The organism is Microbacterium paraoxydans (genome assembly GCF_019056515.1).
Classification (GTDB): domain Bacteria; phylum Actinomycetota; class Actinomycetes; order Actinomycetales; family Microbacteriaceae; genus Microbacterium.
On record NZ_CP064873.1, the window covers coordinates 528,660 to 551,593 of the forward strand.

General features: G+C 70.2%; 24 protein-coding genes. 13 read left to right on the forward strand and 11 right to left on the reverse strand.

Annotation, left to right across the window (positions count from 1 at the left end; genetic code table 11):
- The first annotated feature begins 3 nt into the window (after nt 1–3).
- From IZR02_RS02440 to IZR02_RS02455, 4 genes are read left to right on the forward strand one after another with little or no spacing between them, the layout of a single operon-like run.
- Nucleotides 4–306, forward strand: a complete 303-nt coding sequence (locus IZR02_RS02440; protein WP_025104636.1) for an SAV_915 family protein — start codon at nt 4–6, stop codon at nt 304–306.
- A complete protein-coding gene (locus IZR02_RS02445; RefSeq protein ID WP_025104635.1) occupies nt 303–599 on the forward strand; it encodes a hypothetical protein in 297 nt (98 codons plus the stop codon). The genes IZR02_RS02440 and IZR02_RS02445 overlap by 4 nt, the downstream gene beginning before the upstream one ends.
- Nucleotides 599–1,810 carry a hypothetical protein gene (locus IZR02_RS02450; protein ID WP_025104634.1) on the forward strand — a complete coding sequence of 404 codons (1,212 nt, stop codon included), beginning with the start codon at nt 599–601 and terminating at the stop codon, nt 1,808–1,810. The genes IZR02_RS02445 and IZR02_RS02450 overlap by 1 nt, the downstream gene beginning before the upstream one ends.
- Nucleotides 1,807–2,568: a PH domain-containing protein gene (locus IZR02_RS02455; protein WP_025104633.1), complete on the forward strand. Its 762-nt coding sequence runs from the start codon at nt 1,807–1,809 to the stop codon at nt 2,566–2,568. Before IZR02_RS02450 ends, IZR02_RS02455 begins: the two co-directional genes overlap by 4 nt.
- Before the next feature lie 9 nt (nt 2,569–2,577).
- On the opposite strand, the gene IZR02_RS02460 is transcribed toward IZR02_RS02455, so the two are convergent.
- Both IZR02_RS02460 and IZR02_RS02465 read right to left on the reverse strand, forming a co-directional pair.
- Nucleotides 2,578–3,054, reverse strand: coding sequence for a dehydrogenase (locus IZR02_RS02460; protein WP_025104632.1), 477 nt, complete (start codon nt 3,052–3,054; stop codon nt 2,578–2,580).
- A 53-nt stretch (nt 3,055–3,107) separates the two neighbouring features.
- Nucleotides 3,108–4,097: a malate dehydrogenase gene (locus IZR02_RS02465; RefSeq protein WP_025104631.1), complete on the reverse strand. Its 990-nt coding sequence runs from the start codon at nt 4,095–4,097 to the stop codon at nt 3,108–3,110.
- Nucleotides 4,098–4,148: 51 nt separating this feature from the next.
- Between IZR02_RS02465 and ypfJ the strand changes: the two genes are divergently transcribed.
- Nucleotides 4,149–5,030, forward strand: coding sequence for a KPN_02809 family neutral zinc metallopeptidase (gene ypfJ / locus IZR02_RS02470; RefSeq protein WP_025104630.1), 882 nt, complete (start codon nt 4,149–4,151; stop codon nt 5,028–5,030).
- 70 nt (nt 5,031–5,100) lie between these two features.
- Entirely contained in the window at nt 5,101–6,072 is a 972-nt protein-coding gene (pip, locus tag IZR02_RS02475; protein ID WP_025104629.1) for a prolyl aminopeptidase, read from the forward strand.
- 10 nt (nt 6,073–6,082) lie between these two features.
- Here the strand turns inward: pip and IZR02_RS02480 are convergent, their stop codons facing one another.
- From IZR02_RS02480 to IZR02_RS02500, 5 genes are all read right to left on the reverse strand, one after another.
- A complete protein-coding gene (locus tag IZR02_RS02480) occupies nt 6,083–7,846 on the reverse strand; it encodes an aldehyde dehydrogenase family protein (protein ID WP_025104628.1) in 1,764 nt (587 codons plus the stop codon).
- 67 nt (nt 7,847–7,913) lie between these two features.
- Complete coding sequence (locus tag IZR02_RS02485) at nt 7,914–8,177, reverse strand: glutaredoxin family protein (RefSeq protein ID WP_025104627.1); 264 nt, start codon at nt 8,175–8,177, stop codon at nt 7,914–7,916.
- Between the two features lie 9 nt (nt 8,178–8,186).
- Nucleotides 8,187–9,092, reverse strand: a complete 906-nt coding sequence (locus IZR02_RS02490) for an alpha/beta fold hydrolase (RefSeq protein ID WP_217316560.1) — start codon at nt 9,090–9,092, stop codon at nt 8,187–8,189.
- Nucleotides 9,089–10,066, reverse strand: a complete 978-nt coding sequence (locus tag IZR02_RS02495) for a cation transporter (protein WP_029989684.1) — start codon at nt 10,064–10,066, stop codon at nt 9,089–9,091. The genes IZR02_RS02490 and IZR02_RS02495 overlap by 4 nt, the downstream gene beginning before the upstream one ends.
- Nucleotides 10,063–10,563 carry a hypothetical protein gene (locus IZR02_RS02500; protein ID WP_051582254.1) on the reverse strand — a complete coding sequence of 167 codons (501 nt, stop codon included), beginning with the start codon at nt 10,561–10,563 and terminating at the stop codon, nt 10,063–10,065. Before IZR02_RS02500 ends, IZR02_RS02495 begins: the two co-directional genes overlap by 4 nt.
- Nucleotides 10,564–10,672: 109 nt before the next feature.
- Between IZR02_RS02500 and IZR02_RS02505 the strand changes: the two genes are divergently transcribed.
- Entirely contained in the window at nt 10,673–11,065 is a 393-nt protein-coding gene (locus IZR02_RS02505; RefSeq protein WP_025104625.1) for an SIP domain-containing protein, read from the forward strand.
- Nucleotides 11,066–11,071: 6 nt separating this feature from the next.
- On the opposite strand, the gene IZR02_RS02510 is transcribed toward IZR02_RS02505, so the two are convergent.
- Nucleotides 11,072–11,527 (reverse strand): adenylyltransferase/cytidyltransferase family protein, encoded by a 456-nt coding sequence (locus IZR02_RS02510; protein WP_025104624.1) that lies wholly within the window; start codon nt 11,525–11,527, stop codon nt 11,072–11,074.
- A gap of 169 nt (nt 11,528–11,696) precedes the next feature.
- Between IZR02_RS02510 and IZR02_RS02515 the strand changes: the two genes are divergently transcribed.
- Nucleotides 11,697–12,875: a glycosyltransferase gene (locus IZR02_RS02515; protein WP_029989680.1), complete on the forward strand. Its 1,179-nt coding sequence runs from the start codon at nt 11,697–11,699 to the stop codon at nt 12,873–12,875.
- Here the strand turns inward: IZR02_RS02515 and IZR02_RS02520 are convergent.
- The 3 genes from IZR02_RS02520 to IZR02_RS02530 are packed head-to-tail and all read right to left on the reverse strand — an operon-like array spanning nt 12,872 to nt 15,792.
- Nucleotides 12,872–14,149, reverse strand: a complete 1,278-nt coding sequence (locus IZR02_RS02520; protein ID WP_157544425.1) for a hypothetical protein — start codon at nt 14,147–14,149, stop codon at nt 12,872–12,874. The two genes, IZR02_RS02515 and IZR02_RS02520, sit on opposite strands and share 4 nt — an antisense overlap.
- Before the next feature lie 23 nt (nt 14,150–14,172).
- Nucleotides 14,173–14,814: a hypothetical protein gene (locus tag IZR02_RS02525; RefSeq protein ID WP_025104622.1), complete on the reverse strand. Its 642-nt coding sequence runs from the start codon at nt 14,812–14,814 to the stop codon at nt 14,173–14,175.
- 51 nt (nt 14,815–14,865) lie between these two features.
- Nucleotides 14,866–15,792 carry a glycosyltransferase family 2 protein gene (locus IZR02_RS02530; RefSeq protein ID WP_025104621.1) on the reverse strand — a complete coding sequence of 309 codons (927 nt, stop codon included), beginning with the start codon at nt 15,790–15,792 and terminating at the stop codon, nt 14,866–14,868.
- A 92-nt stretch (nt 15,793–15,884) separates the two neighbouring features.
- On the opposite strand from IZR02_RS02530, the gene IZR02_RS02535 reads away from it, so the two are divergent.
- From IZR02_RS02535 to IZR02_RS02555, 5 genes are all read left to right on the forward strand, one after another.
- On the forward strand, nt 15,885–16,628 hold the full coding sequence (locus tag IZR02_RS02535) for a CDP-alcohol phosphatidyltransferase family protein (protein WP_029989676.1): 744 nt from the start codon (nt 15,885–15,887) through the stop codon (nt 16,626–16,628).
- Nucleotides 16,621–17,679, forward strand: coding sequence for a hypothetical protein (locus IZR02_RS02540; protein ID WP_025104619.1), 1,059 nt, complete (start codon nt 16,621–16,623; stop codon nt 17,677–17,679). Before IZR02_RS02535 ends, IZR02_RS02540 begins: the two co-directional genes overlap by 8 nt.
- A complete protein-coding gene (locus IZR02_RS02545; RefSeq protein WP_102208731.1) occupies nt 17,676–19,022 on the forward strand; it encodes a phenylacetate--CoA ligase family protein in 1,347 nt (448 codons plus the stop codon). Before IZR02_RS02540 ends, IZR02_RS02545 begins: the two co-directional genes overlap by 4 nt.
- Nucleotides 19,023–19,185: 163 nt before the next feature.
- Nucleotides 19,186–21,708: a right-handed parallel beta-helix repeat-containing protein gene (locus IZR02_RS02550; protein ID WP_025104617.1), complete on the forward strand. Its 2,523-nt coding sequence runs from the start codon at nt 19,186–19,188 to the stop codon at nt 21,706–21,708.
- A gap of 68 nt (nt 21,709–21,776) precedes the next feature.
- The gene (locus tag IZR02_RS02555; protein WP_025104616.1) at nt 21,777–22,925 is read left to right on the forward strand and encodes a glycosyltransferase; all 1,149 of its coding nucleotides are present in this window, start codon (nt 21,777–21,779) and stop codon (nt 22,923–22,925) included.
- Nucleotides 22,926–22,934: the final 9 nt, after the last annotated feature.

The following is a 22,934-nucleotide window of genomic DNA, read 5'->3' on the forward strand; positions in this document are numbered from 1 at the left end:
GAGATGACCTTCGAACCGATGCCGGCCGCAACGCCGATGGTCCCACCCGTGCTGTACCTGCCCCTGAGCGTGACGTCGACGCCCGAGGAGCAGCTCGTCGAGATCCGGGAGCTGAAGGACGGGCGGCGTGCACTGCTCGCCTACACCGCCCTCGACCGGCTGCTGGAGCTCGCCGGCGAGCGGCAGCCCTGGGTGCTGGTGCGCACCGAGGACCTCGGTCAGATCAAGGAGGCGCAGCCCTACGATGTCGTGATCTTCGACCTCGACGTGCCCCCGTCCTACCGCCGGAACGGAGCCATCGCATGAGCCGCATCGCGATGGACCCGGAGGTGATGGCCGTCCATGCGGACATGCACGAGGAGGCGGTCGAGGTCATCGAGACGAAGCTCTCCGGCATTCCGACGGCCGTCGACGGCGGGCTCGCCTCAGACACGGTCGCCGCGATCATGCAGCGGGTGGGGGAGGGCGTCGACGCCCTCTACCGGATCAACGGCACCCTCGGAGAGATCGTCCGCGCCATCGCCGACGACGCGGAGACGAACGAGCAGGACGTGATCGACCAGCTCGACCCGGTCGCGGCCATCGTCGAGGACCTCTGATGACGATCGACACGACCACGTACGGCGACGCTGACCAGGTGCAGGCGGCCGCGGACTGGCTCGACCCCGACCTGAAGGACGCCGCAGACGTCTCCTCCAACGTCACGACCTTCATCCCGACCGGCGTGCGCGGGCACTGGTACGGCGAGTCGGCGGACGACTACGTCACGATCCTCTCGCGCACGACCGACGCCGCGAAGGAGATCAAGGACCTCGCCCGTGACGCCGCCGAGAAGCTCCGGTCGTACGCCGGGCAGCTGCGGCGCATGAAGGAGGACTTCGCGACGCACCGCGACAATGCGCGGGCGGCGGGGCTCCCGGTCAACGGGATGATCATCGGCCGGCCGGTGTCCCTGATCCCGGTGTGCCCCACCTCGCGCGACGACCCCTACTGGGACGAGTGGCAGGAGCACCTCGACCGCATCGAGCTGTACAACGAGATCGCCGCCGACGTCGGCTCCTGGTGGGGCGAGCTCGAGGTGTGGATCAGCGAGAACCTCGACGGCTTCCTCGGGACCATGCCGAGCCAGTCCACGGCGGACAAGATCCTGTCCGGTCTGCGGGAGGCGAGCGGCGAGGTCCCGAAGATCTACCTCGAGGGCCAGGGCCTGGCGTGGGCGGAGACGGCGGCCGAGCTCACCTCCCACGCGGAGGATCTGCGTCTCGGAGCATCGGACTTCGTTCGCGAGCTGCGCTCCGGCAACCCTGCCGTCAAGGCCGCCGCCGAGGCCGCCAACCCCACCGGCATGCGGTGGGCGGCGGACGAGGCCGAGGATCTGGCCCGCGGACTCTCTCGCGCGAGTCGGGCGGTGCCGTTCATCGGCTGGGGCGTCGACGCCTGGAACCTGGGCTCGGCGATGTCGTCGGGCGATGACCCGTCGTCCACCGCGGTGGAGATCATCGGCGGTGCGGCGGGTGGCGCGGCTGCGGCTGCCGGGGTCGCCGCGCTCGCGGCGGCCGGTGTCGTCACGCTCCCGGTCTGGGGCACGGCGGTGGTCGTCGGCGGGGCCGCGGTGGCGGTCGGTGCCGGTGCGGTGTGGGCGTACGAGAACTGGGTGCCGCAGGACGTCCGGGAGTCGATCGACGCCGGCATGGCGGATGCATGGGACGCCACGACGGACTTCGCGGAGGACGCCTGGGAGAACACGACCGACTTCGTGGGCGACGCGGGGCACAACATCGGCAAGGCGTGGAAGGGACTGTTCGGGTGACAGGGCAGCAGCAGTCGACGTCTCCGGAGACGATCTGGGTACCCGGTCATCCGGGGTGGCAGGGGCAGCAGCGGGCGACCACGGCACTCACCGTGTTCGGCGTCGTGTTCGCCATCGTGGTCCTGCTGTTCAGCCTGATCCTGTTCGCCGATCCGGCTCCCGCGATGAAGGCTCTGGGGATCGGTGTGCTCGCGGCCGTCGCCGTGGGCGTCTGGCTGCTGGTGGCCCATGCCCGCGTCTCGCGGGTCCGAGTCGTCCGGCCGGTCGTCGACGGTCCGGCGATCGCGTTCGGCGGGGCCGCGGGAATCGTCTGGCCGCTGCGCGCCCTCGCGCCCGTGGGGGCCCTGCTCCTCGCGGCGTGGGCATGGAGCATCTTCACGGTGCCCGCAGACCGACTGCCGCTCCTCACCCTGCTCCTCCTCCCGGTGGTCGCGCTGATCATGACGATCGCCGGCACCCGGTCGTGGTTCCGGGCTCCCTCCGCCCATCGCCTGACGCTGCGCCCGGACGGGGTGGAGCTTCGGATCCCGCGCAACAACGTGGCCGTGGCATGGGAGGAGGTCGTCGGCGCCGGCCTGGAAGGCAACCGCGTGGTGCTGCGGACGGCGACCGCGCAGCCGTCCTCGTGGGCGGCGGCCGACCTCGCGAGCGATCCTGTGCTCCTGGCCGAGCTCGTCACCTTCTACGCGAACCGTCCCGACGTCCGTGCCGAGATCGGTGCGGGCACGCTCGCCCGCCTGCGGTCCGGGGAGTTCTAGCGGTGCCTCTCAGCGGGCGCCGGCGGCGTCAGCGAGATGACGCGCCTCGTGGCCAAGCACCTTCACGATGATCCCGTGGCGCCGGAGCTCGGCGACCGTGCGCGCGCCCTCCTCGGCGTCGAGCCCCAGAGCCCGGATGTTCGCCACCACGACCACGTCTCCGGTCCGGAGCGTCGAGATGAGTCGCGCGAGGCGGTCGTTCCAGCTCTCCAGGATGTCCGGCGCCGGGTGACGGAAGCCCTCGATGGGCACGCCGAAGCGGGTGAGGTCGGCGCGCTGCTCGACGACCGACGGCATGCCCTCGCGGGCGACGACGAGGCCGACCAGGCGGGAGCCGGCGGGACGCGCGGTCCAGAAGTTGCGGTTCTGCTGCAGCTCCGTGAAGCACTTCGGGCACTTCGCTGCGTCGTGCGGGAGGTGGAGCGGGCTCGTCAGCGCATCGTCGAGAGACGGCGTCGTTCCCGCCGGGTCAATCGTGTCGCTCATCCCGCACCTCCGCCCTCTATTCTGCCCTGCCCAGGTGTCCCGCGGCGACCGGATCAGAGCAGTCCGAGGGCTCGGACCGCGTCCCGCTCCTCCACGAGCTCCGCGACCGAGGCGTCGATGCGCGCGCGGGCCCGGTCGTCGATCTCCAGGCCTTCCACGATGTGCCACTCGCCGTCGACGGACTGCACGGGGAACGACGAGACGAGGCCCTCCGGGACACCGTACTCCCCGCGCGAGACGACGGCGGCGGAGGTCCAGTCCTCGGTCCCGCGGACCCAGTCGCGCACATGGTCGATCGTCGCGCTCGCGGCGGAGGCGACGGAGGACGACCCGCGGACCTCGATGATCTCCGCGCCGCGCTTGGCGACCCGGGGGATGAACGTCTGGTCCAGCCACGCCGGGACGTCGCCGACGATCCGCTCCAGGGCATCCTGCACGGGCTTCCCACCGACGGTCGCATGCGACACGTCGGGGAACTGCGTGGCCGAGTGATTGCCCCAGATGGGCACCCGCCGCACCGTGTGCACGGGGGCGCCGAGCGTCTGGGCGAGCTGGGCCCGTGCGCGGTTCTCGTCCAGCCGCGTGAGGGCGGTGAAGCGGTCGGCGGGCACGCCGTCGGCCGCCGCGGAGGCGATCAGGGCGTTCGTGTTGGCGGGGTTGCCCACCACGGTCACGCGGACGCCGGGGGCGGCGTTCGCGGCGATGGCGGCGCCCTGCGGCCCGAAGATGCCGCCGTTCGCGGCCAGGAGGTCGCCGCGCTCCATGCCGGGACCGCGGGGGCGGGCGCCCACGAGCAGGGCGAGGTCGCAGCCGTCGAAGCCGACCGCGGCGTCATCGGTCACCTCCACGTGCTCAAGCAGGTCGAATGCGCCGTCCTGGAGCTCCAGCGCCGCGCCCTCCGCTGCGCCGAGCCCCTGCGGGATCTCCAGCAGCCGCAGCCGCACCTTCTCATCCGGACCGAGCATGTCGCCGGCGGCGATGCGGAAGAGGAGCGCGTAGCCGATCTGTCCGCCCGCGCCGGTGATGGTGATCGTGGTGGCCATGTCACGAGCCTACGTCCGTCGCGGTGTCGGCGCGCGGAGTACCCTCGACGCATGACGTTCAATCCCGACGCCGACCTCTCCCGCAACACCACGCGTCGCCGCGGACGCACGGCGGCGATCGCGGGCGGCTCCGGCGTCGGCGTGCTCGCCCTCCTCGCCCTCATCGCCGGCCCCCTGCTGGGCATCGACCTGAGCGGACTCGTCGGGGGCGCGCCCGGGGGTGGGAGCGAGCCCGCCGGTGGTTCGGCCATCGAGAACTGCGACAGCGGCGCCGACGCGAACGCGAACGTCGACTGCCGCATGGCGGGGGCGCAGGTCGCGCTCGACGCCTTCTGGGAGGACAACGTGGAGGGGTATCAGGCTCCGCAGCTCATCGTCGTCGACGGAGCGACCTCCACGCAGTGCGGCACCGCTTCCAACGCGGTCGGCCCGTTCTACTGCCCGCCGGAGGAGACCGTCTACATCGACCCCACGTTCTTCCAGCTCATGCAGCAGCAGTTCGGGGCCTCGGCCGGGAACCTCGCGCAGCTCTACATCGTCGGGCACGAGTGGGGTCACCACATTCAGAACCTCCTCGGGGCGATGGAGCGGTACCCGAACAACGGGACGGGTCCCGGCAGCAACGGCGTGCGCATGGAGCTGCAGGCCGACTGTTATGCCGGCGGCTGGCTCGGCCGCGCGACCGAGCAGACCGACGCCGACGGCGATCCGTACCTCGAGAAGCCGACGGAGGAGCAGATCCGCGACGCCCTGAACGCGGCGTCGACCGTCGGCGACGATCACATCCAGGAGCAGTCCGGGCAGGTGAACCCGGAGACCTGGACCCACGGCTCCAGCGAGCAGCGTCAGCGCTGGTTCGCGGAGGGATACCAGAACGGGCTCGATGCGTGCGGGCAGGTGTTCACCCTCCCCGCCGATCAGCTCGACCCGTAGGCCCGGTGGTCCCGCCGTTGTCAGATAACGTGGACTCGGCAGGACCGCACGACCGGTTGGGGGACCGAACATGACGAACACCGAGGGGCTCTATCCGCCCATCGAGCCGCACGAGACCGGAGTGCTGCTCGTCGGCGACGGGCATCGCGTGGCCTGGGAGATCAGCGGCAACCCCGAGGGGAAACCCGTCGTGTTCCTCCATGGCGGCCCCGGCAGCGGCACCTCGCCGTGGCAGCGCCAGTTCTTCGACCCCGACGTCTACCGGATCGTCCTTCTCGATCAGCGCGGATGCGGTCGGAGCACGCCGTCCGCCGCGGAGCCGGAGGCCGATCTCCGGCACATCACCACCGCGCACCTCATCGCCGACCTCGAACTGCTGCGCAAGAACCTCGGCATCGAGACGTGGCAGGTGTTCGGCGGGTCCTGGGGCAGCGCCCTCGCGCTCGCCTACGCCCAGGCCCACCCCGACGTGGTCTCCGAGCTGATCCTGCGTGGGATCTTCACGCTCCGTCGCGCCGAGCTCGAGTGGTTCTACGAGGGCGGGGCGGCGGCGCTCTTCCCCGACCTGTGGGAGGACTTCATCGCGCCGATCCCGGTCCTGGAGCGCTCCCGGATGATCGAGGCGTACCACCGGCGGCTGTTCGACCCGGACCCGGCGGTCCATGAACCGGCGGCCCTCGCATGGGCGGCGTGGGAGGCGGCGACCGTCACGCTGCGCCCCGACCCGGAGCAGATCGCGGCGATGGCCGATCCCCGCCGGGCCGTCGCTTTCGCACGCATCGAGAACCACTTCTTCGTGCACCGCGGCTGGTGGGCCGAGGGGCAGCTGCTCGCGGGGATCCACGCCATCCGGCACATCCCGACCGTGATCGTGCAGGGCCGCCACGACGTGGTCACCCCGATGATGACGGCGTGGGACCTGCACCGTGCCTGGCCGGAAGCCGACTTCCAGGTGATCGATGACGCGGGGCACTCCGCCGCCGAACCCGGCATCCGCGCGGCTCTCCGCGCCGCGACCGATCGGTTCCGCCCCGAGGGCTGACGCGTTCCGCTCAGGCGCGGAGCGCGCGCAGCAGTGTCTTCACGAGGCCGAGGGCGCCGCCGTCCGCACGATGGCGGGTGAGGCCCTCGCTCACGGCGGCACCGGTGCGGGAGGAGGCGAACCACGGCGGCTTGGGGAGGATGGTCATCCGCCCTCCGCCGTTCGCGACGGGGAGCGAGCGCGGGAACGGCCGGAAGGGGCCGCGCAGCACGGAGCGCTCCACCCGATCCAGGAGCAGGGCGTTGTGGACGACGCCGATGCCGCTGCCGACGTCATCGATCGTGCCGCCGGGGAACGCGCCCCAGGTGAGCGTCGGCGTGATGAACCCGAAGGCGGTCCAGCCGTTGATCGCGATCGAGCCGTAGTGCAAGGCGGTGAGAGCGCGCTCGAACCCGCTGCCGAGCGCCTTCTCGGTCGCCGGGTCGATGAGCAGGTTCGCGCCGAGCGTGCCCTGCAGCTTCTCGTTCGCGTGGGCGACCGCGGCGTCGAGGAACTCCTGGCCCGTGCCGGGCAGGCTCACCACGCCGAGGACCGGCGCGAAGTACTCCGTGTTCTCCAGGGCCGAGGGGTCGTCGTCGGCATCGATCTCGACGAGGAGCCGGTCGCCGAGCACGAGGGCGTCCGGGTAGTCGTCCGCGGCGGACTGCATGCGGGAGGGGGCGCCGGGGTACCAGATGGGGCGCTCCGGAGCGGTGGCGTAGGCGCGGCGCAGTTCGGCGCGGAAGTCGTCGGCCTGGTCCCAGTCCGCGGAGAGGATGACGACCTGCCCCGCGATGCAGTTGTGGCCGCTGTTCTGCAGGCGCATGGTCGCGATGTGCTCGGCCTGGTACGCGAGGTCGGCGGCCGTCCACTTCCCCGGCACGACGATGATGGGGGAGACCCCGCCGAGTTCCGCGGTGATGGGCTTCTTCAGCAGCGGGCGGTTCTCGCGACGGCGGCGCTTCGTCGCGGCCGCCCCCTCGCCGGTCGACGGTCCCCAGACGATGGTGTCGAAGGTCGCTGCCGAGCCGGTGATGTGCACGTGGGCGAGGCCGGGGTGCTGGGTGAGGTAGGCGCCGGCGGCCGGGCCCCCGCGCACGATCCGCAGCAGGCCCGGCTCGATGAGTGGGGCGAGCGCGCGCTTGTAGACGGGGACCAGCGCATCCTGCGTGGGATTCACCTTCAGCAGGGCGGTGCGGTTGTGGGCGAGCAGTTCGTACAGCACGTCCAGCACGGGGATGGAGGTCACGTTCCCGGCGCCGAGCACGAGTCCGACGCCCCCGGACACCGTCGGCGTGCGCTGTGCCAGACCGGCGGTCGCGCGGGCGGTGTTCGGCGTGGTCCCCGGTTCGAGCCAGACCTCGCCGGTGAAGCCGGACAGCAGGAACCGGTCGATGCCGGTGAGGGGGAAGGCATGCACGCGCGCGCGGCCGCCGGGTGCGCGGTCGACCCGGATGCCGTCGAGCGGATTCGCACCGTTCGCGATCCGGGTGAGCGTGGCGATCGAGGCATCGAGTGCTCCGAGGACGCTGTACGGACCGCTCAGCCACTCCTCGCCGCGGAGCGGATGCCGCGCGTCCAGGCCCTTGGAGGCGGCGGCTATGGTCGCCCAGTCCTCCGCGGTCGCGGCGACGCTCGTGCGGACCTGCCGGAGCAGCGTCGCGCGCTGCGCTACGGTGAGCGCGGTCCACACCGCGGTCCCCGTCTGCAGATCGGCGACGGCGGCGTCGAGCCGTTCCTTCTCGCCCTCGCCGAGGGCGGGGGTGGCGGGCGCGGTCGTGGGCGCAGAAGTCATCGGCGTCTCCTTCGAACGGGCTTTCAGCTTAGGCGTCCGCGCGGAGATCCGCCGAGTGCGAGGACGATCAGATGATCGAGAGCTCGCGCAGCTTCGACTCCACGTCGGCGTTCGACGGCTCGACGTGGTGCGAGGCGTCGGGGTAGACCACGACGGGGATGTTCGTGCGGCCCGAGATGTCCTTCGCGATGTCCGCGGCGGCGGGGTCGGCGACCAGGTCGACATACGTGTACGCGACGCCGAGCTCGTCGAGCTGCTTCTTCGTGCGGATGCAGTCGCGGCACCAGTCGGCGCCGAACATCGTGATGGTGTCGGAGGCGGGGTTGGTCATGCCTCCAGCCTACGGCCGTGGGGGAGGGCTGGCTCCGAAGAAGCCCGCCAGTGCGGCGGCGAGAGGTTCAGGCGCCTCCTCCGCCATGTGGTGCCCGCTGTCGATGCCGTGGCCGCGGACATCGTCGGCCCAGTCCCGCCAGATGCGGAGGGGGTCGCCGTAGAGCTCCTCGAGATCGTCGCGTTCGGACCACAGCACGAGGGTCGGCATCCGGAGCCGACGCCCGGCGGCGCGATCGGCCTCCTCGTGCGCGCGGTCGATCGTGAGGCCGGCACGGTAGTCCTCGAGCATCGCCCGGACGACCGACGGCTGCCGCACCGCCTGCAGGAACTCGGCGTGGTTCGCCGTGCCCATCGTCGACGGGTCGGCCTTGGGGGCGTACCAGGCCTCCGGATCCGCGCCGATGACGCGCTCCGGGATGTCCGGCTGGGCGAAGAAGAACCAGTGCCACCAGTGCGCGGCGAAGGTCGCGTCGCAGCGTCGGAGGTACTCCGAGATCGGCAGGCAGTCCAGCAGGGCGACCTGTTCGACGGTCTCCGGGTGATCGAGGGCGAGTCGGAGCGCGACGTAGCTGCCACGGTCGTGACCGACCAGGCGGAAGCGCTCATGGCCGAGTCGCTCGGCGACGGTGCGGATGTCGCGGGCGACGGCGCGTTTGGAATGGGCCGCATGATCGGCGGTGGGCGCCGGGCCGCGGGAACGCCCGTATCCGCGCAGGTCGGGGCAGATCACCGTGAAGCCGCGCTCGACGAGCACCGGGGCCACCCGATGCCAGGTCGCCGAGGTGCGGGGGTGACCGTGCAGGAGCACCACGGGCGGTCCCGAGCCCCCGTGGCGCACGAGGATGTCCGCCTCGGCGGTTGGGATCCGCGTGGTCGTGAAGCCGGGGAACAGTGCCTCGTCGGAGCTGCTCATCGACCGGGGTCCGCTTCGTCCGGCAGCTTCTCGACCGGCACGATCACCACGTCCTGCACCTTCCAGTCCAGGTCGGCGATCCCCTCGGACGCGGCGGTCAGGTCGGCCGTACGGACGCCACGATGATGCGGCACCACGAACGCCTCGATGTGGAACACCTGGCCCTGATCCCGCATGCGCACGGCAGCCTGATCCACCCAGGGGCGGCTGCGCAGGTACGAGACGACATCGCGGGCCAGCGGGTGCGGCTCCGCGCTGTCGAAGGTGCGTGCCCGCTGGTCGATGAGGTCGACGATCGCGGTCTTCGTGTTGCGGAAGCCGTCCCAGATGATGCCGAGCGAGATGAAGAGTGCCGCAGCACCGTCGAGCCACCAGACGCCGGCGCCCACGCCCAGTACGCCGACGATGGAGGCGACCGTCGTCTGCCAGTCCGCCTTCGCCATGTCGGCGTCGGCGTAGAGCAGCTTGTTGTGCAGGACGGGGGCGAGCTTGGCCTTGGCCGGACCGTAGAAGAACACCGGCCCGACGATCACGACGGCCATGACGGCGACCATCAGCCAGCCGAGCCAGATCGTCTGGCCGAAAACCTGCACGGTGCCGATGGTCGGATGCTCCCCGCGGATGAGCCCGGCCACGGCCTCGGCGGCGAGGTTCAGGCCGACCGCGAGGAGCGCGACACCGGCGACGAGGTGGCCGACGCCCATCGCCCGGTGCAGGCCGTAGGGGTGCTTCCGGGTGGGGCGTCGCCGCACGAACAGGAGCGCGAGGAGGAAGGCGAACTGCGGGATGAGCGACAGCATGTCCTCGATCCACGCCGTGCGCATCGCCTGGGACTCGCCCACGACGAGGGCGATCACGGTGATCGTGATCGAGGTGTAGACGATCGTGAAGATCTCCCAGCGCACGGCCTTGCGCGTGGCCCGCTGCTGTTCGTCGGGGAGCTCGGTGCGCCCGAACTGCTTCGTCCCGGTCATCGAGCGACCTCCTCGTCGAGGGAGGCCTCGAGGGCCGAGAGAAAGGCATTCTCTCCGAGGGGGACGAGCATGACGAGTTCCCGATCGCCCGCGCCCTCGATCCCCGGATAGCCGCGGGTCACGCCCGCCTTGTCGATCCACGGGGTGTCCGGCGTCAGTCCGCCGGCCACGAGGTCGAGGTCGCCCGTCTCCAGCATGCCCACCAGGCTCTCCTCGGTCGCGACCGTCCAGGTGACGTTCGCGTCGATGCTCGCGGCGAAGTCGTCGACGAGATCCACGACCGGCCCGCGCGGCTCGCCGCGGTCGATCTCGACGAGGCCGGGCTCGGGCGAGGTGCCGACCCGCAGCTCCCCGCCCGTGACCCGGTCCAGGGTGCCGTCCGGGTCCGCCGGGACCGTCATCCCGCATCCGCCGAGGGCCGTGGCGACGAGGAGGCCGGCCAGGGCGCCGATCAGGCGTCGTCCGGCGGATGTCCGTCGATTCCTGTTGCTGCTCACGGAACAAGGCTGCCCCGCGGCGACGTCGCCGGCCAACGGCGTTGACGAGCGCAACCGTCGAAGGCTAGTCGCCCTTGAAGGTAAGGGTAGCCTTACCTATAGTGGAGGTATGAGCAGCGCGTGCGAGCACCTGGAGGATCCGGGCTGGGAAGCGATGGAAGGAGCGGTGCTCATCGCCGGGGATGCGGCCGATGCCGGAGCCATCGCGCGCGTCGCGTCGCGGCTCCCGTGGGACGCGCACGGCGTCATCCTCATCGAAGCGGCGGCCCGCATCCAGTTCCGGCACATCGACGTCCCCCCGGGGGTCTCGGTCCGCTGGCTCGTACGGGCCGAGGGGACGCGCGCCCACGCGCGTGGCGAGCGCCTCGCGAACGCCGTCTACGCGTGGTGCCTGGAGTGGACGTGCAGCGAGCCCCCGGAGCATTGGACGGTGTGGCTCGGTCCGCACACGCCGCCGCACGTGGCGCGGATGGCGCGCAGCCTCCTCGGCGTCGCGAACTGACCCGCCTCAGCGGGTCGCGCCGACCGCGGATGCCGTGGCGTTGGCGGTGATCGCGTCGAGCGCGCGGCGGAGCGCCGAGCTCGACGTGTGCGCGGTGTACGGGAAGTACACGACCTCGACGCCCACCTCCGCGAACTCGCTCTCCAGCCGGAGGCCCTTCTCGGTGCCGCGCCAGTCGTCGCCCTTGAAGAAGTGGGTGAAGCGCACGTCGCGCCACGAGTCCATCTTCGACGGCGTCGTCTCGACGTAGACGTCGTCGACGAAGGAGATGTGCCGGACGATCTCGGCACGTTCGGCGGTCGGGATGACCGGCTCGATCCCCTTGACCTGACGCAGCATCTCGTCGCTCACGACGCCGGCGACCAGGATGTCGCAGTGCTGTTTGGCGTGTCGCAGCAGATTCAGATGCCCGACGTGAAAAAGGTCGAAAGCTCCGACGGCATAGCCGATACGCGTCCCCATGATCTCCCCAGATCGATCATTCCCCAGTCGAACGGATCCCCACCCGTTCGGCGCGACTCCCACAGCCGCAGACGACACTCTAGCAGGAACGTGTCCTGCAGCCCATAGGAACCCATGGAACGATGGATGCCGGAGCCGATGGGGCTGCGGAACGACGAAGGGGACCACGTTGGGGGCAGGGGTCACGGTCATCGTGCCGACGTACAACGAGCGCGACAACGTCGCCGAGCTCGTGGAGCGCACGGCCGCGGCCTTGGCGGGACGGGACGCCGAGATCCTCTTCGTCGACGACAGCAGCGACGACACCGCGGCCGAGGTGGAGCGCGTCGCGGTCGACGCCCCGATCCCGGTGCGGGTGATCCATCGCTCGGACAACGTCGGAGGCCTCGGCGGAGCGGTCGTCGTCGGCCTGGGCGCCGCGGCGGCCGATGTCTGCATCGTGATGGACGGCGACCTCCAGCATCCCCCCGAGCTGCTGCCGACACTGCTGGACCGCTTCGCGGACGGCGACGCGGACGTGGTCGCGGCCTCCCGCTACGTCGGCGGCGGAGACACGAGCGGCCTGGGAACGGCCGTGCGCTTCGGCGTGTCCCGCGCCGCGACGTGGCTGGCCCGCGCGATGTTCCCCCGTCGGCTCGCCCGGAGCACCGACCCGATGACCGGGTTCTTCCTCGTCGACCGGCGTCGCCTGCGGCTGGATGCACTGCAGCCGCAGGGCTTCAAGATCCTCCTGGAGATCCTCGCCCGGACGGATCTGCGGATCGCGGAGATCCCGATGGAGTTCGCCGAGCGTCGACACGGCACCTCGAAGGCGAGCCTGCGCCAGGGGGCCACGTTCATCGCTCATCTCGCACGGCTGCGGTTCGGGAAGATGTCGCTGTTCGCGGCGATCGGCGTGCTCGGCGCCATCGCCAACCTCGCGATCATGTGGGCCCTGACGGCGGCGGGCGTCCCCTACGTCTGGGCGGCCATCATCGGCGCCGAGGTCACGATCATCGGCAACTTCCTGCTGCAGGAGCGCTTCGTCTTCGCCGACATGCGCACCGACGCCCGCAGCGCCGGGGTGCGCTTCGCGGCGTCCTTCACGTTCAACAACGTCGAGGCGGCCCTGCGCATCCCGGTGATGGCGCTCATGGTCGAGACATGGCACATCTCCAGCGTCCTGGCGACCGCGCTGTCCCTCATCGTGGCCTTCTTCGCCCGGTTCCTGTTCCACTCCCTGGTCGTCTACGCGCCCCGTCGGCGGCGTGAGGAGAGGGCGGCGGCGGGCGAGCCGGAGCCGGACACCGCGACGCTGCGGATCATCCGCGCCATCGATGCCGAGGCCATGAAGCCGGGCGAGCTCTAGTCCTCGACCGTCCGCGAGGTGCGGGCGGCGTGGTCGCGGCGCGGCGCAGAGAAGGGCAGACGAGATCTCGGGGCCGGTGCGGTCCCGCGACGGACGGCGACGGCGGCGGGGATCGCGGTCAGCGCGAACAGCAGCGCGAGAGTCCGGGAGGAGGTGAGCAGAGGGCTGAAGAACGTGTCCCACGCTCCGAGCAGAGTGAGCCACACGACGATGCCGGGGGCGGCCTTGAGGGAGACGGCGCGGGCTACGGCGTAGATTGCGCATCCGAGAAGGACGAGCGCGAACGCCGCGCCCAACGGACCGAAGCGCAGCCACAGGTCGCCGAGCACCGAATGCACTTCGTACTGCCCGCCGAACATGTAGCCCTCGACGTACCCGTTGTCCGGATCGTAGTTGAGCTCGCTCATGCCGGTCTTGGCGATCCAGACGTCCTGTGAGGTGGGCAGGGTCCCGCTCCCGAAGCCCAGCGGGCGGGCGGAGATCAAGGCGGTCGCGGCGCCCAACTCTGGCCGCCCGCCGGCGATCAGCGACCCGGAGGTGTCGATCTGGGCCTGCGTGCGCTGCTGCGCGGCGTCGCCGAGGACTCCCTCAAGGATCAGAGCCTGCAGCATGCTGAACGCGGCGAGGCTCAACACGCCCAGGAGCACCAGGGTCTGTGCAGGGCGCGGACGCCTGGTTCCCGCCGGAAGGAAGATCTGCCACAGCACGATCACGGCGGCAAGGAGGAGAAAGGACGTCATCGATCGCGAGTCCGAGAAGAGGCAGACGCCCGCGAGGAGGGCGAGTGCCAGCAGATCCAACGACCGCCGCCGGGAGGTCGACGTGAAGCCCAGGATGACGATGATGACCGGGACAGCGAGGGAGTACTTCCAGAGGTTGGCGGGGTTGCCTCCCGTGAGAGCCACATTCGCCAGTGCTCCCACCCCGAACGCGATGGCCGTGGCGCCGAGGCCGAGCTCGCTCCGCGCCCACAGGAGCACGCCGATGCCTCCCGCGAGGGACAGAAGCGTGAGGGACTGTTCGAGCATGAGGCTCGTCGAGGCCGCCCGCGTGGTCTCGAGGAGGGTGGTCGCCGCTCCCCAGACCGCCGCGCCGGCTGCGAGCGCGAGCAACGGCCGAGCGAAACGGTAGCCGCGCAACGCCGGCCACCAGACCGGCAGCAGGACCACGGCAACGACGACGGAGATGCTGATACCGGGGCCGAACGTGAACCGCACCGCCGACGCTGCGGCTGCGGCCGCGGCGACGATGGAGGTGGTCGTCCACGACGTCACGCTGCGCATACGGAGGTCTCCGATCAGCGGAGGTCGCCGCGGAAGACACCGACCTCCGCGCCGAAGAGGTAGTCGACCGTGAGGGTGACGTCCTCACGGTCCTCCTCCGGAATGGTGAACAGATAGACGCCCTCCGCGGCGTCTCCGGGGGAGAGCATCCCCTCGAACGGCACGCCACCGGGCCGGGTCAGCGTGCCGGCGGGTGCCCGGTCGGCGCCGGAATACGCGTTCACAGCGACGTAGTCGAGGTCGAGCGGTTCGGAGCCGGTGTTGACGATCCTGACAGTGGCGCGCACGGCAGGACCCGAAGTCTCCCCGGCGAGTGCCGCCTCGCCCTGCACGGCTTCCACGCGGGCGAGGAGGATGTCCGCACCCTCCGCGACGATCGTGGCGTTGGGCTCCACCGGCGTGAGCTCGGCGAACGGGAGGCCGCTCTCCGACGGAGCGGGCCGCGGCGTCTCCGTCGGGCGCGGCGCGTCGGTGGACACGATGTCACGGGGCGGGACGGTCGGCGTGCTCGTCGGTTCCGGCTGCCCGGCGGGAGTCAGCATCGGGGGAACGAGGAACGCGGCGGCCACGGCGAGACCGACCACCACGACCAGGATCGTCAGGGGAAGCCAGACGCGTCGGCGTCCCGGTGCGTTGTCCTCGTGCACGTCCTTCATGTGATCCCCACTCCCCGGTGTCCTCGCGGTGCGAGAGACGGTGCTCCGAGTTTAGACTGGCGCCCCTGTCGAGCGGTGCCGGGACAGGAATCGTCTTCCATCCCTGACCCCGCGCCATGCTGCGCGCAGCGGCGGAAGGGGGCGGAGGAACTGTCGCCGGCCGCCCCGGAGCAGCACCTGCCAGGCGTTGCGCGGAGCCGACCGTTCCCATGCCGCGACGTCATCGTCGTCGAGATGCAGCGCCGCGAAGAGCAGGCGGTTCCGGATGTTGTAGTAGTAGTAGAGCTCGGATTTCGCCTCGGCTCGCTGCCCGCGACCGCGATGAGTGCTGCCTTCGTCATGGATGGCCGTCGCGTCGTCGACCACCACCAGCCGCGCACCCGCGCGTGCGGCGCGCACGGAGATGTCGACGTCCTCCCAGTAGAGGAAGTACTCCTCGTGGAAGCCTCCCGTCAGTTCCCACACGGATCGCGGGATGAGCATGCACGCGCCGCTGATCCACGGCAGCCGCCGTGCCGAGGGTTGCTCCCGCCGCCTCCGCGGGCCGCCCATCGCACCGTCGTCCAGATAGACGTCCATCCCGGCGAACCACACGCGACCGTCCGCGTCGACCACGCGGGGAGAGGCGAGGGTCAGGTCGTCCGCCGTGGCATCCAGCAGAGCGGCGACGGAACCGCCGTCGATACGGGCGTCCGGGTTGAGGAGCAGGAGGTCGGTGGCACCGAGCACGTCGAACGCGTGCGCGGCGCCGGCGTTCACCCCGCCGCCGAAGCCGGCGTTCGTCGCCATCGGGACGAGGTCCCAGCCCCGCGCGGCGCAGAGCGCCGACACGGTCTCCCGCTCCGTCGGCGTGGACAGATTGTCGACGACGACGATCCGGGCCTCCGGAACATCGGAGGCCGTGGAGACGAGGTTCGACTCGAGCAGTCGGGCGGCGCCGTAATTGACGACGACCACCGCGAGGACCCGCGCGCTCATCCATGCTCCTCTCTGGCCGCACGCGAAGATCAGCCGGGCGCAGCCTGTGGATATAGTGAAGGCTACATTCGACGTCGCCTGGGGGAGTTGTCGTGTCAGAGATCCGAGCGGCGATGGGACGCCTGCAGCAGGCGCAGAAGTCGTCCAAAGGGGCGGCGGCCTATTCCCGCTACATCAACCGACCACTCGGTCGGCCGATGGCCGCGCTCGCGTACGTGATGGGGATGACCCCCACGCAGGTCACACTGGTCAGCGCGGCGTTCACCCTGACCGGTGTCGCCCTGATCGCCACCTTGCCGCCCGAGATCTGGTCTTCGATCCTCGTATCCGTCCTGCTCGTCCTCGGTTACGCGCTCGACTCCGCCGATGGCCAGCTCGCGCGGCTGACAGGCTCCGGATCGTTGGCGGGAGAGTGGCTCGACCACTTCTTCGATGCGATCAAGCTCGCGACCATCCATCTCGCGGTGCTCGTCTGCTGGTTCCGGTTCTTCGACCTTCCGGACGGCTGGCTGCTCGTCCCGCTGGTGTTCGCGGCTTCGGCCAACGTGTTCTTCTTCGGGATCATCGCCGCCGACTTCCTCCGCCGCGTGCACCGTCTGCGGCACCCTCAAGCGCCCGCTGAGACGCCTCGGGAGGCTTGGCGGTCCGGTGGGTTGTACTCCTTGGCGGTCATCCCGACGGACTACGGCTTCCTCTGCCTGGTGTTCGCGGTGCTGTGGTGGCAGCCGGTCTTCGTCGTCCTCTATACCGCGCTGGCCGTGATCAACGTGCTCATGCTTCTTCTCGCCGCGATGCGTTGGTACCGGTCGATCCGAGGGTTGGCGATCCATGTCTGAGGGCCAGCGTCCGATCCGCGTCATGCAGTCCTTCGGTGCGCCTCGGGTCACCACGAATCCCTACATCACCATGCTGGATGAGGCGCTCACTGCGACGCCAGGCATCGAGCATCTCCGGTTCTCCTGGCGCGAGGCCCTTCTCGGTCGATACGACGTGTTCCACTGGCACTGGCCTGAGGTGAAACTCCACGGGGGATCGGCCGTCTCTTCCGTCGGCAAATACGTCCTGACGGCGCTGCTCTCGTTACGGCATTCCCTGTCACGGCGGATCGCGGTCGTGCGCACGGTGCACAACTTGGAACTGCCGGACGACAACGCCGCCCGGCTGTGGCTGCTGCGACGGATCGACCGCCAGGCCGATCACCGCATCGTGTTGAACGAGACGACTCCGCTCCCTGCCGGAACGGCGCAGTCGCTCATCCTGCACGGCCATTACCGGGATTGGTACCGGCCGCAGCCGCGAGCGGAGCGGATCCGCGGACGAATGGGAACGTTCGGAGGGGTCCGACGGTACAAGGGAGTGTCCGGCTTCGTCGATGCCTACGCCGCTGCCGTCGCCGTCGATCCCGAGATGAGTGTCGTCATCGGCGGGAAGGCGTCGAGCGCGGACCTGGCCGACGATCTGCGCGAGCGTGTGGCGGACCTGCCGCAGGTCACGCTCCGTCTGGAGTTTCTGAGCGACGCCGAGCTGGTCGAGCTCGTCACGGGTTCCGAGCTGGTCGTGCTGGCCTATCGATTCATGCACAACTCTGGGAGCGTGCTCGCAGCGCTGTCGCTCGATCGGCCAGTCCTCGTGCCGCGCAATGCGCCCAATGAGGCGCTCGCCGCCGAGGTGGGGCCGGAGTGGGTGCAGATGTACGACGGCGAGCTGGATGGTGAGCGGCTGCGTGCCGCCCTGGCCGCGGTGCGGCAGATCACCACGGAGAGACCGGACCTGTCTCGGCGCGAGTGGGACGACGCCGGCGCTGCCCACGCACACGCGTACCGTTCGGCGCTTCGAGCTCGGCACTCCCGCGTCCGTCCCCGTGGCCGCACGAAGGAGGAGACATGATGCGAGAAGCGGCTTTCCGTCTCAAGACTGCGGCGGGCGGACGGAGCAGCACGGCCGCTTATCGGGACTTCCTCGTCGTGGATGCTCTGCCTCCGGAGGAGGCCATCGAGCTGAGCGCCCAGAGGTCCGCCGCGCACGCGCGCTTCGCGTTCGAGCACAGCGCGTTCTACCGCGAGCTGTATTCCGCGCACGGCTTCTCCGCCGAGGATCTGCGCGACCCCGCGTCGTTCTCCTCGCTGCCCATCGTCGACAAGACGATGCTCCGCGAGAACTTCGAGAGCATTCGCACGGATGAAGCCGATGCGCGCACCAGCGTCGTCTCGAAGACGGGTGGGAGTACGGGTCTGCCGCTGCACCTGCTGCGAGACCTCCGTTTTCCTGCCCGCGCACTCGAGTGGCGCCTGTTCGACTGGTGGGGGGTGAAACCCTGGGATGACCGGGCGATCGTGACGCGCCACGTGCTCACCGGGGCGGCCCGCCTGCGCCACGACCTCGGGTGGCTCCCCTCGCGACGGGTGCAGCTCGACGCCTTCCAGATCACGGACGATGCGGTGCGAGCGTTCGTGGAGCGCTGGAACCGGGTGGAGCCCCGTTTCCTGATCGGCTATGGCGGCGGCGTCCTGGACACGGTCCGACGGATGCGTCGACTGGGGCTCCGGGTCGTTCCGCCGGCGGCCGTGGCCGTGACGGCTGCTCCGCTGTCCCCTGGTACGAGGGCGGAGATCGAGGACGCCTTCGGCGCGCCGTGCTACGACCACTACCGCTCGGCCGAGATCCCCTGGATGGCGGGTGAGTGCGCCGAGCAGAGCGGACTCCACGTCTTCTCCGACGTGCGACGCATCGAGATCGTCGATGAGGCGGATCGGGTCCTGCCCGAGGGACGGGAAGGAGAGGTCATCGTCTCGGATCTGACGAACCGGGTCTTCCCGATCGTCCGATATCGTCTCGGCGACATCAGCAGCTATCGACCAGGGGTGTGCGCGTGCGGGCGGGGGCTTCCTCGCCTGGGCGCGATCTCGGGCCGCTCCTCCGATGCCGTGCGCCTGCCGGATGGGACCACGATCGCGGGCGCTCTCGGACACATCTTCGACGACGCGCCCCTGTCCATCCGTCAGTTCGAGATCGTCCAGGACTCGGATTACGCGGTGACGCTGCGGTGCATACCCGCGGACGGGCAGGACGTACAGGCCGGCATCGACGGCGCGGAGGCGAAGCTGCGTCATGCGACCAGAGGCCTCGTCCCCGTTCGTGTCGAGCGCGTCGACCACATTCCTCAGGTCGGCGGGAAGATGCGCTTCATCCGCAGTTCGGTCGGCACCGATCTGTCCGGGGATCCGTCGTGAATATCTCGGTTACACAACGATCGTCGTCCGAGCGTGTGTAAACTGTGCCGTGGCCGTCGCCCGTCCGGGTAGGCGGTGCGTACCGATACTGCACACCATCTCGCCCGGAGGGGGCTGGTTGGAGGGGCGCGGTGTACGCGGGTTAGACCCCTAGGAGACTCAGTTGCGTTCGCGACGTCGCTCGACCCTCACCCGACCCTCCCCTTCACGAACCTCGGCCGCCCTGGCGTCGGTCGTCGCGGCCACGACGATCGTGGCCGGCCTCTTCGGTGCTTCCCCCGCGGCGGCCGCCGACAGCGATTCCGCCGACGTGCTGCTGCGCGATGACTTCGATCGCGCGGCACCGTCCGGATGGGGGGCTTCCGACAACGGCCTCGCCTACTCGTCGTGGTCGTCCCGCGCCGAGGTGGCCAGTGTGGCCGATGGCGCGGCGGCCCTCACCCTCGACCCCGGAGAGTCCGCCTATCTCACCCCGCAGGCCGTCCGGGCGCGAGACGTCCGCGTCTCGGCGGATCTCCGCCTCGAAGCAACAGGTGGTCGGGGCTACTACGCCTACACGACGCGCGTCCAGGCCGACGGCTCCGCCTACCGAGTCCGACTGCTGACCGACGCCGAGGGGCAGGCGCAGCTCTCCGTCATCCGGACCCGGGGAGGTATGGAGACGGAGCTGAAAAGCGTGGCCGTTCCCTTGAGCGTTCTCGGCGACGGATGGGTCACGTTCGACGCCACGGTCACCGGGGCCGACGCCGTCGACTTCGAAGCGCGCCTCACGCCGGTCGGCTCCTCACCTGGGGCGCCCCAGCTCCGGACAACCGACTCCTCCGCCGCCCGGCTTTCCGGCGCGGGAGGCTTCGCCGTCTGGGCCTATGCATCGAGCAGCGCGACCGCGCCGGTCGACCTGCGGATCGACTCGCTGGATGCCACGGTCGCCGACGCGCCCTTGAGTGCCGAGCAGCCCGAACCGCAGCCGCAGCCGGAGCCGCAGCCCGAACCGGAGCCGGAACCGCAGCCGGAGCCGGAACCGCAGCCGGAACCGGAGCCGCAGCCCGAGCCGCAGCCCGGGACCCCCGAACGCGGTGCGGCTCCTGTCGGCACCGCCCAGTACGCGGTGCCCGCCGGTGCCTTGTTCGTCGATGCGCGGAGCACCGCGGAGAGCCCCACAGGCACAATGGTCGCACCGTACCGTTCCGTTCAAGCCGCCGTGAACGCCGCCCGCCCCGGATCCACGGTCGTCCTTCGGGCTGGCGTCTATCATCAGTCCGTCGACGTCCCGTACAGCAAGACGTTGACCATCCAGGCCTACCCGGGAGAGGCCGTCTGGTTCGACGGCTCGACACGGGTCGCGAACTGGACGAAGTCGGGGTCGGCATGGGTCAGTGCCGGATGGACGGCGGAATTCGACGACGACATGCTCAACGGCAATGCCGGATGGTTCGTCGACCCGGCGTACCCGATGGCGAACCACCCGGACCAGCTCTACATCGACGGTGTCCCGCAGCGTCAGGTCGCCACGGCCGCTGAGGTCGTTGCCGGGACGTTCGCCGTCGACGACGCGCGCGACCGGTTGATCCTCGGGACCGACCCTTCCGGTAAGGAGGTGCGGGCGAGCGACCTCGGACAGGCGCTCAACGTACAGTCGGCGAATTCCGTGCTGCAGGGTTTCGGTGTCCGGCGCTACGCAACCTCCTACGACGTGCTCGGCACCGTCCGTATGCACAACGTCGGCGTCACGGTACGCGACCTCGTCATCGAGGACAACGCGACGATCGGGCTGTTCGTGGGTAACGACCGGGCGAAGATCGACGATCTGACCGTCCGCAGGAACGGGCTGCTCGGGATGTCTATAACCACGGCGTACGGCACGACCTTCACGGACTCTCTCATCACCGACAACAACACCGAGCGGTTCAACGGCTCGCCCGTCGCCGGCGGGGTCAAGGTCACTCGCACCCGCGGCATCGTGATGAGCAACGTCGACACGAGCCGCAACGTGGGCAGCGGGACCTGGTTCGACGAGTCGTGCTACGACGTCAAGATCCTCGACGTGACGTCGAACGGGAACACCGAGATCGGGATCCACGCGGAACTGTCGTCCCAGGTCACCATCGCGCGGAGTCAGGCGTTCGACAACCGCGAAGGGATTCGCATCTTCGACACCGAGAACGTACTGATCACGAACAACGACCTCGGGAACAATGCGCGCCACGATCTCAATCTCATGCAGGACGAACGACGCCAGGCCACCCATCGTGTGGGCCGCGACCCGCGTGTCGACGGAGTGGATCCGACCGTGACGTGGATCACGCGCAACATCACCATCCGCAACAACGTGTTCGGTGCGGGCGGACCCCGCGCTATCTTCGCCCACGACACGGCGACGGGGCGCGCGGTGAACACGTGGAATGTCACGATCGACGGCAACCTGTTCAGCAGCTCCACTCGTGGCCCGTCGATGGTCACCTGGGGAGGGTCTGGCGACGTCTACGAGACGTTCTCGACGCCCGCGCAGCTCGCCGCGGCGAAGAACCCCGGTTGGCGCAACGCGCAGACGGCCGTTGCCCAACCCTTCGCGGACATGAGGGACGACATCGCCGCGAACACCGCCATCGCCCGGCCGCTCCCGTCAGCGGTCGCGAGTCTGCTGGGCATCGCGACGGGCACAGTGATGCTCGGCAGCGGCCGGTGAGCATCTCCCGGTCCGCCCTCCGGGGCGGACCGGGTCGCGTCCCGGCTCCGTCCGGGCACAATGGAGGTGTGACCCACGACTCTCGTGCCCCGCATCTCCTCGTGCACCCGGGATGGGAGCTGTTCGGCTCCGATCGTATGCTCCTCGAGACCGCGACAGCGCTGCGGGAGCGAGGGGAGCCGGTCGTCGTCGTGTTGCCGCGACGTGGCCCTCTCGTGGACGAACTGCAGGCACTCGGCGCGCAGGTGCTCCTTCCCCCGATGTTCGTGCTGCGCAAGTCGAACCTGCGGCCCCGGAACTGGCTGCGGTCCGCGCGGGACGCGGTTCAGGGATTCGCTGCCTCCATCGCGATCGTCCGGCGGCTGCGTCCCCGGAGCATCTACGTGAGCACCATCGTCCTGCCCACCTGGCCCCTCGTGGGTCGACTGAGCCGTATACCGACCGTCACCCATGTCCACGAGGCGGAGGCCTCCGCGTCCCGCTGGGTGAACCTCGCACTCTACGCACCGCATCTCGCGGCGCATCGGGTCGTCGCGAACAGCCGCTTCACGTTGCAGACCGTTCAAGCGGCGCTTCCTGCCCTCGCTCGGCGCGCAGCGGTTATCCCCAACGGTGTGGCCGCCCCCTCCGAGGTCGACGAGCCGCGGCCGTACGTGGACCGCCTCCGTATCGGTTACGTCGGTCGGCTCTCGCACCGGAAGGGCCCCGACCTCGCCGTCGAGGCCTTGGCCGAGCTCGCCGTCGCCGGCGTCGACGCCGATCTCCATCTGGTGGGTGCCGCCTTCGTGGAGAACGCGGGATACGAGCGGGAGCTGCGCGAGCGTGCGGAGGCGCTCGGCGTCGGCGATCGCGTGACGTTCCTCGGATTCCAGTCCGACGTCTGGCCGTTCCTCGCCGGCATCGATGTGCTCGTCGTGCCTTCCCGGCAGGACGAGTCCTTCGGCAACACCGCCGTCGAGGGCGTGCTCGCCGCTCGGCCGGTGGTCGCATCGGACATCCCCGGGCTTCGCGAGGCGGTCGGCAGCTATCAGAGCGTCGCCTTCACGACGCCGGGGGAATCCCAGGAGCTCGCCGCGGCACTGCGGTCCGTGGTGGACGGCTGGGAGGAGCGGCGGGCCGACGCGCTCTCCGCCCGCGCGTCGGCGCTGCACAGGTTTGCTCCGGCGACCTACCGCCGGACCACGGCGGAGTTCCTGACCTCGGTCGCGCCGCGCTGACCGTCCGCC

Excerpts from the sequence above, each read along its gene's own strand:
- pip (WP_025104629.1), top strand. The coding sequence starts at position 5,101 with ATGACGAACACCGAGGGGCTCTATCCGCCCATCGAGCCGCACGAGACC.
- IZR02_RS02440 (WP_025104636.1), top strand. The coding sequence starts at position 4 with ATGACCTTCGAACCGATGCCGGCCGCAACGCCGATGGTCCCACCCGTG.
- IZR02_RS02450 (WP_025104634.1), top strand. The coding sequence starts at position 599 with ATGACGATCGACACGACCACGTACGGCGACGCTGACCAGGTGCAGGCG.
- IZR02_RS02505 (WP_025104625.1), top strand. The coding sequence starts at position 10,673 with ATGAGCAGCGCGTGCGAGCACCTGGAGGATCCGGGCTGGGAAGCGATG.
- ypfJ (WP_025104630.1), top strand. The coding sequence starts at position 4,149 with ATGACGTTCAATCCCGACGCCGACCTCTCCCGCAACACCACGCGTCGC.
- IZR02_RS02480 (WP_025104628.1), bottom strand. The coding sequence starts at position 7,846 with ATGACTTCTGCGCCCACGACCGCGCCCGCCACCCCCGCCCTCGGCGAG.
- IZR02_RS02495 (WP_029989684.1), bottom strand. The coding sequence starts at position 10,066 with ATGACCGGGACGAAGCAGTTCGGGCGCACCGAGCTCCCCGACGAACAG.
- IZR02_RS02460 (WP_025104632.1), bottom strand. The coding sequence starts at position 3,054 with ATGAGCGACACGATTGACCCGGCGGGAACGACGCCGTCTCTCGACGAT.
- IZR02_RS02465 (WP_025104631.1), bottom strand. The coding sequence starts at position 4,097 with ATGGCCACCACGATCACCATCACCGGCGCGGGCGGACAGATCGGCTAC.
- IZR02_RS02525 (WP_025104622.1), bottom strand. The coding sequence starts at position 14,814 with ATGAAGGACGTGCACGAGGACAACGCACCGGGACGCCGACGCGTCTGG.
- IZR02_RS02530 (WP_025104621.1), bottom strand. The coding sequence starts at position 15,792 with ATGAGCGCGCGGGTCCTCGCGGTGGTCGTCGTCAATTACGGCGCCGCC.
- IZR02_RS02545 (WP_102208731.1), top strand. The coding sequence starts at position 17,676 with ATGATGCGAGAAGCGGCTTTCCGTCTCAAGACTGCGGCGGGCGGACGG.
- IZR02_RS02490 (WP_217316560.1), bottom strand. The coding sequence starts at position 9,092 with ATGAGCAGCTCCGACGAGGCACTGTTCCCCGGCTTCACGACCACGCGG.
- IZR02_RS02510 (WP_025104624.1), bottom strand. The coding sequence starts at position 11,527 with ATGGGGACGCGTATCGGCTATGCCGTCGGAGCTTTCGACCTTTTTCAC.
- IZR02_RS02485 (WP_025104627.1), bottom strand. The coding sequence starts at position 8,177 with ATGACCAACCCCGCCTCCGACACCATCACGATGTTCGGCGCCGACTGG.
- IZR02_RS02445 (WP_025104635.1), top strand. The coding sequence starts at position 303 with ATGAGCCGCATCGCGATGGACCCGGAGGTGATGGCCGTCCATGCGGAC.
- IZR02_RS02540 (WP_025104619.1), top strand. The coding sequence starts at position 16,621 with ATGTCTGAGGGCCAGCGTCCGATCCGCGTCATGCAGTCCTTCGGTGCG.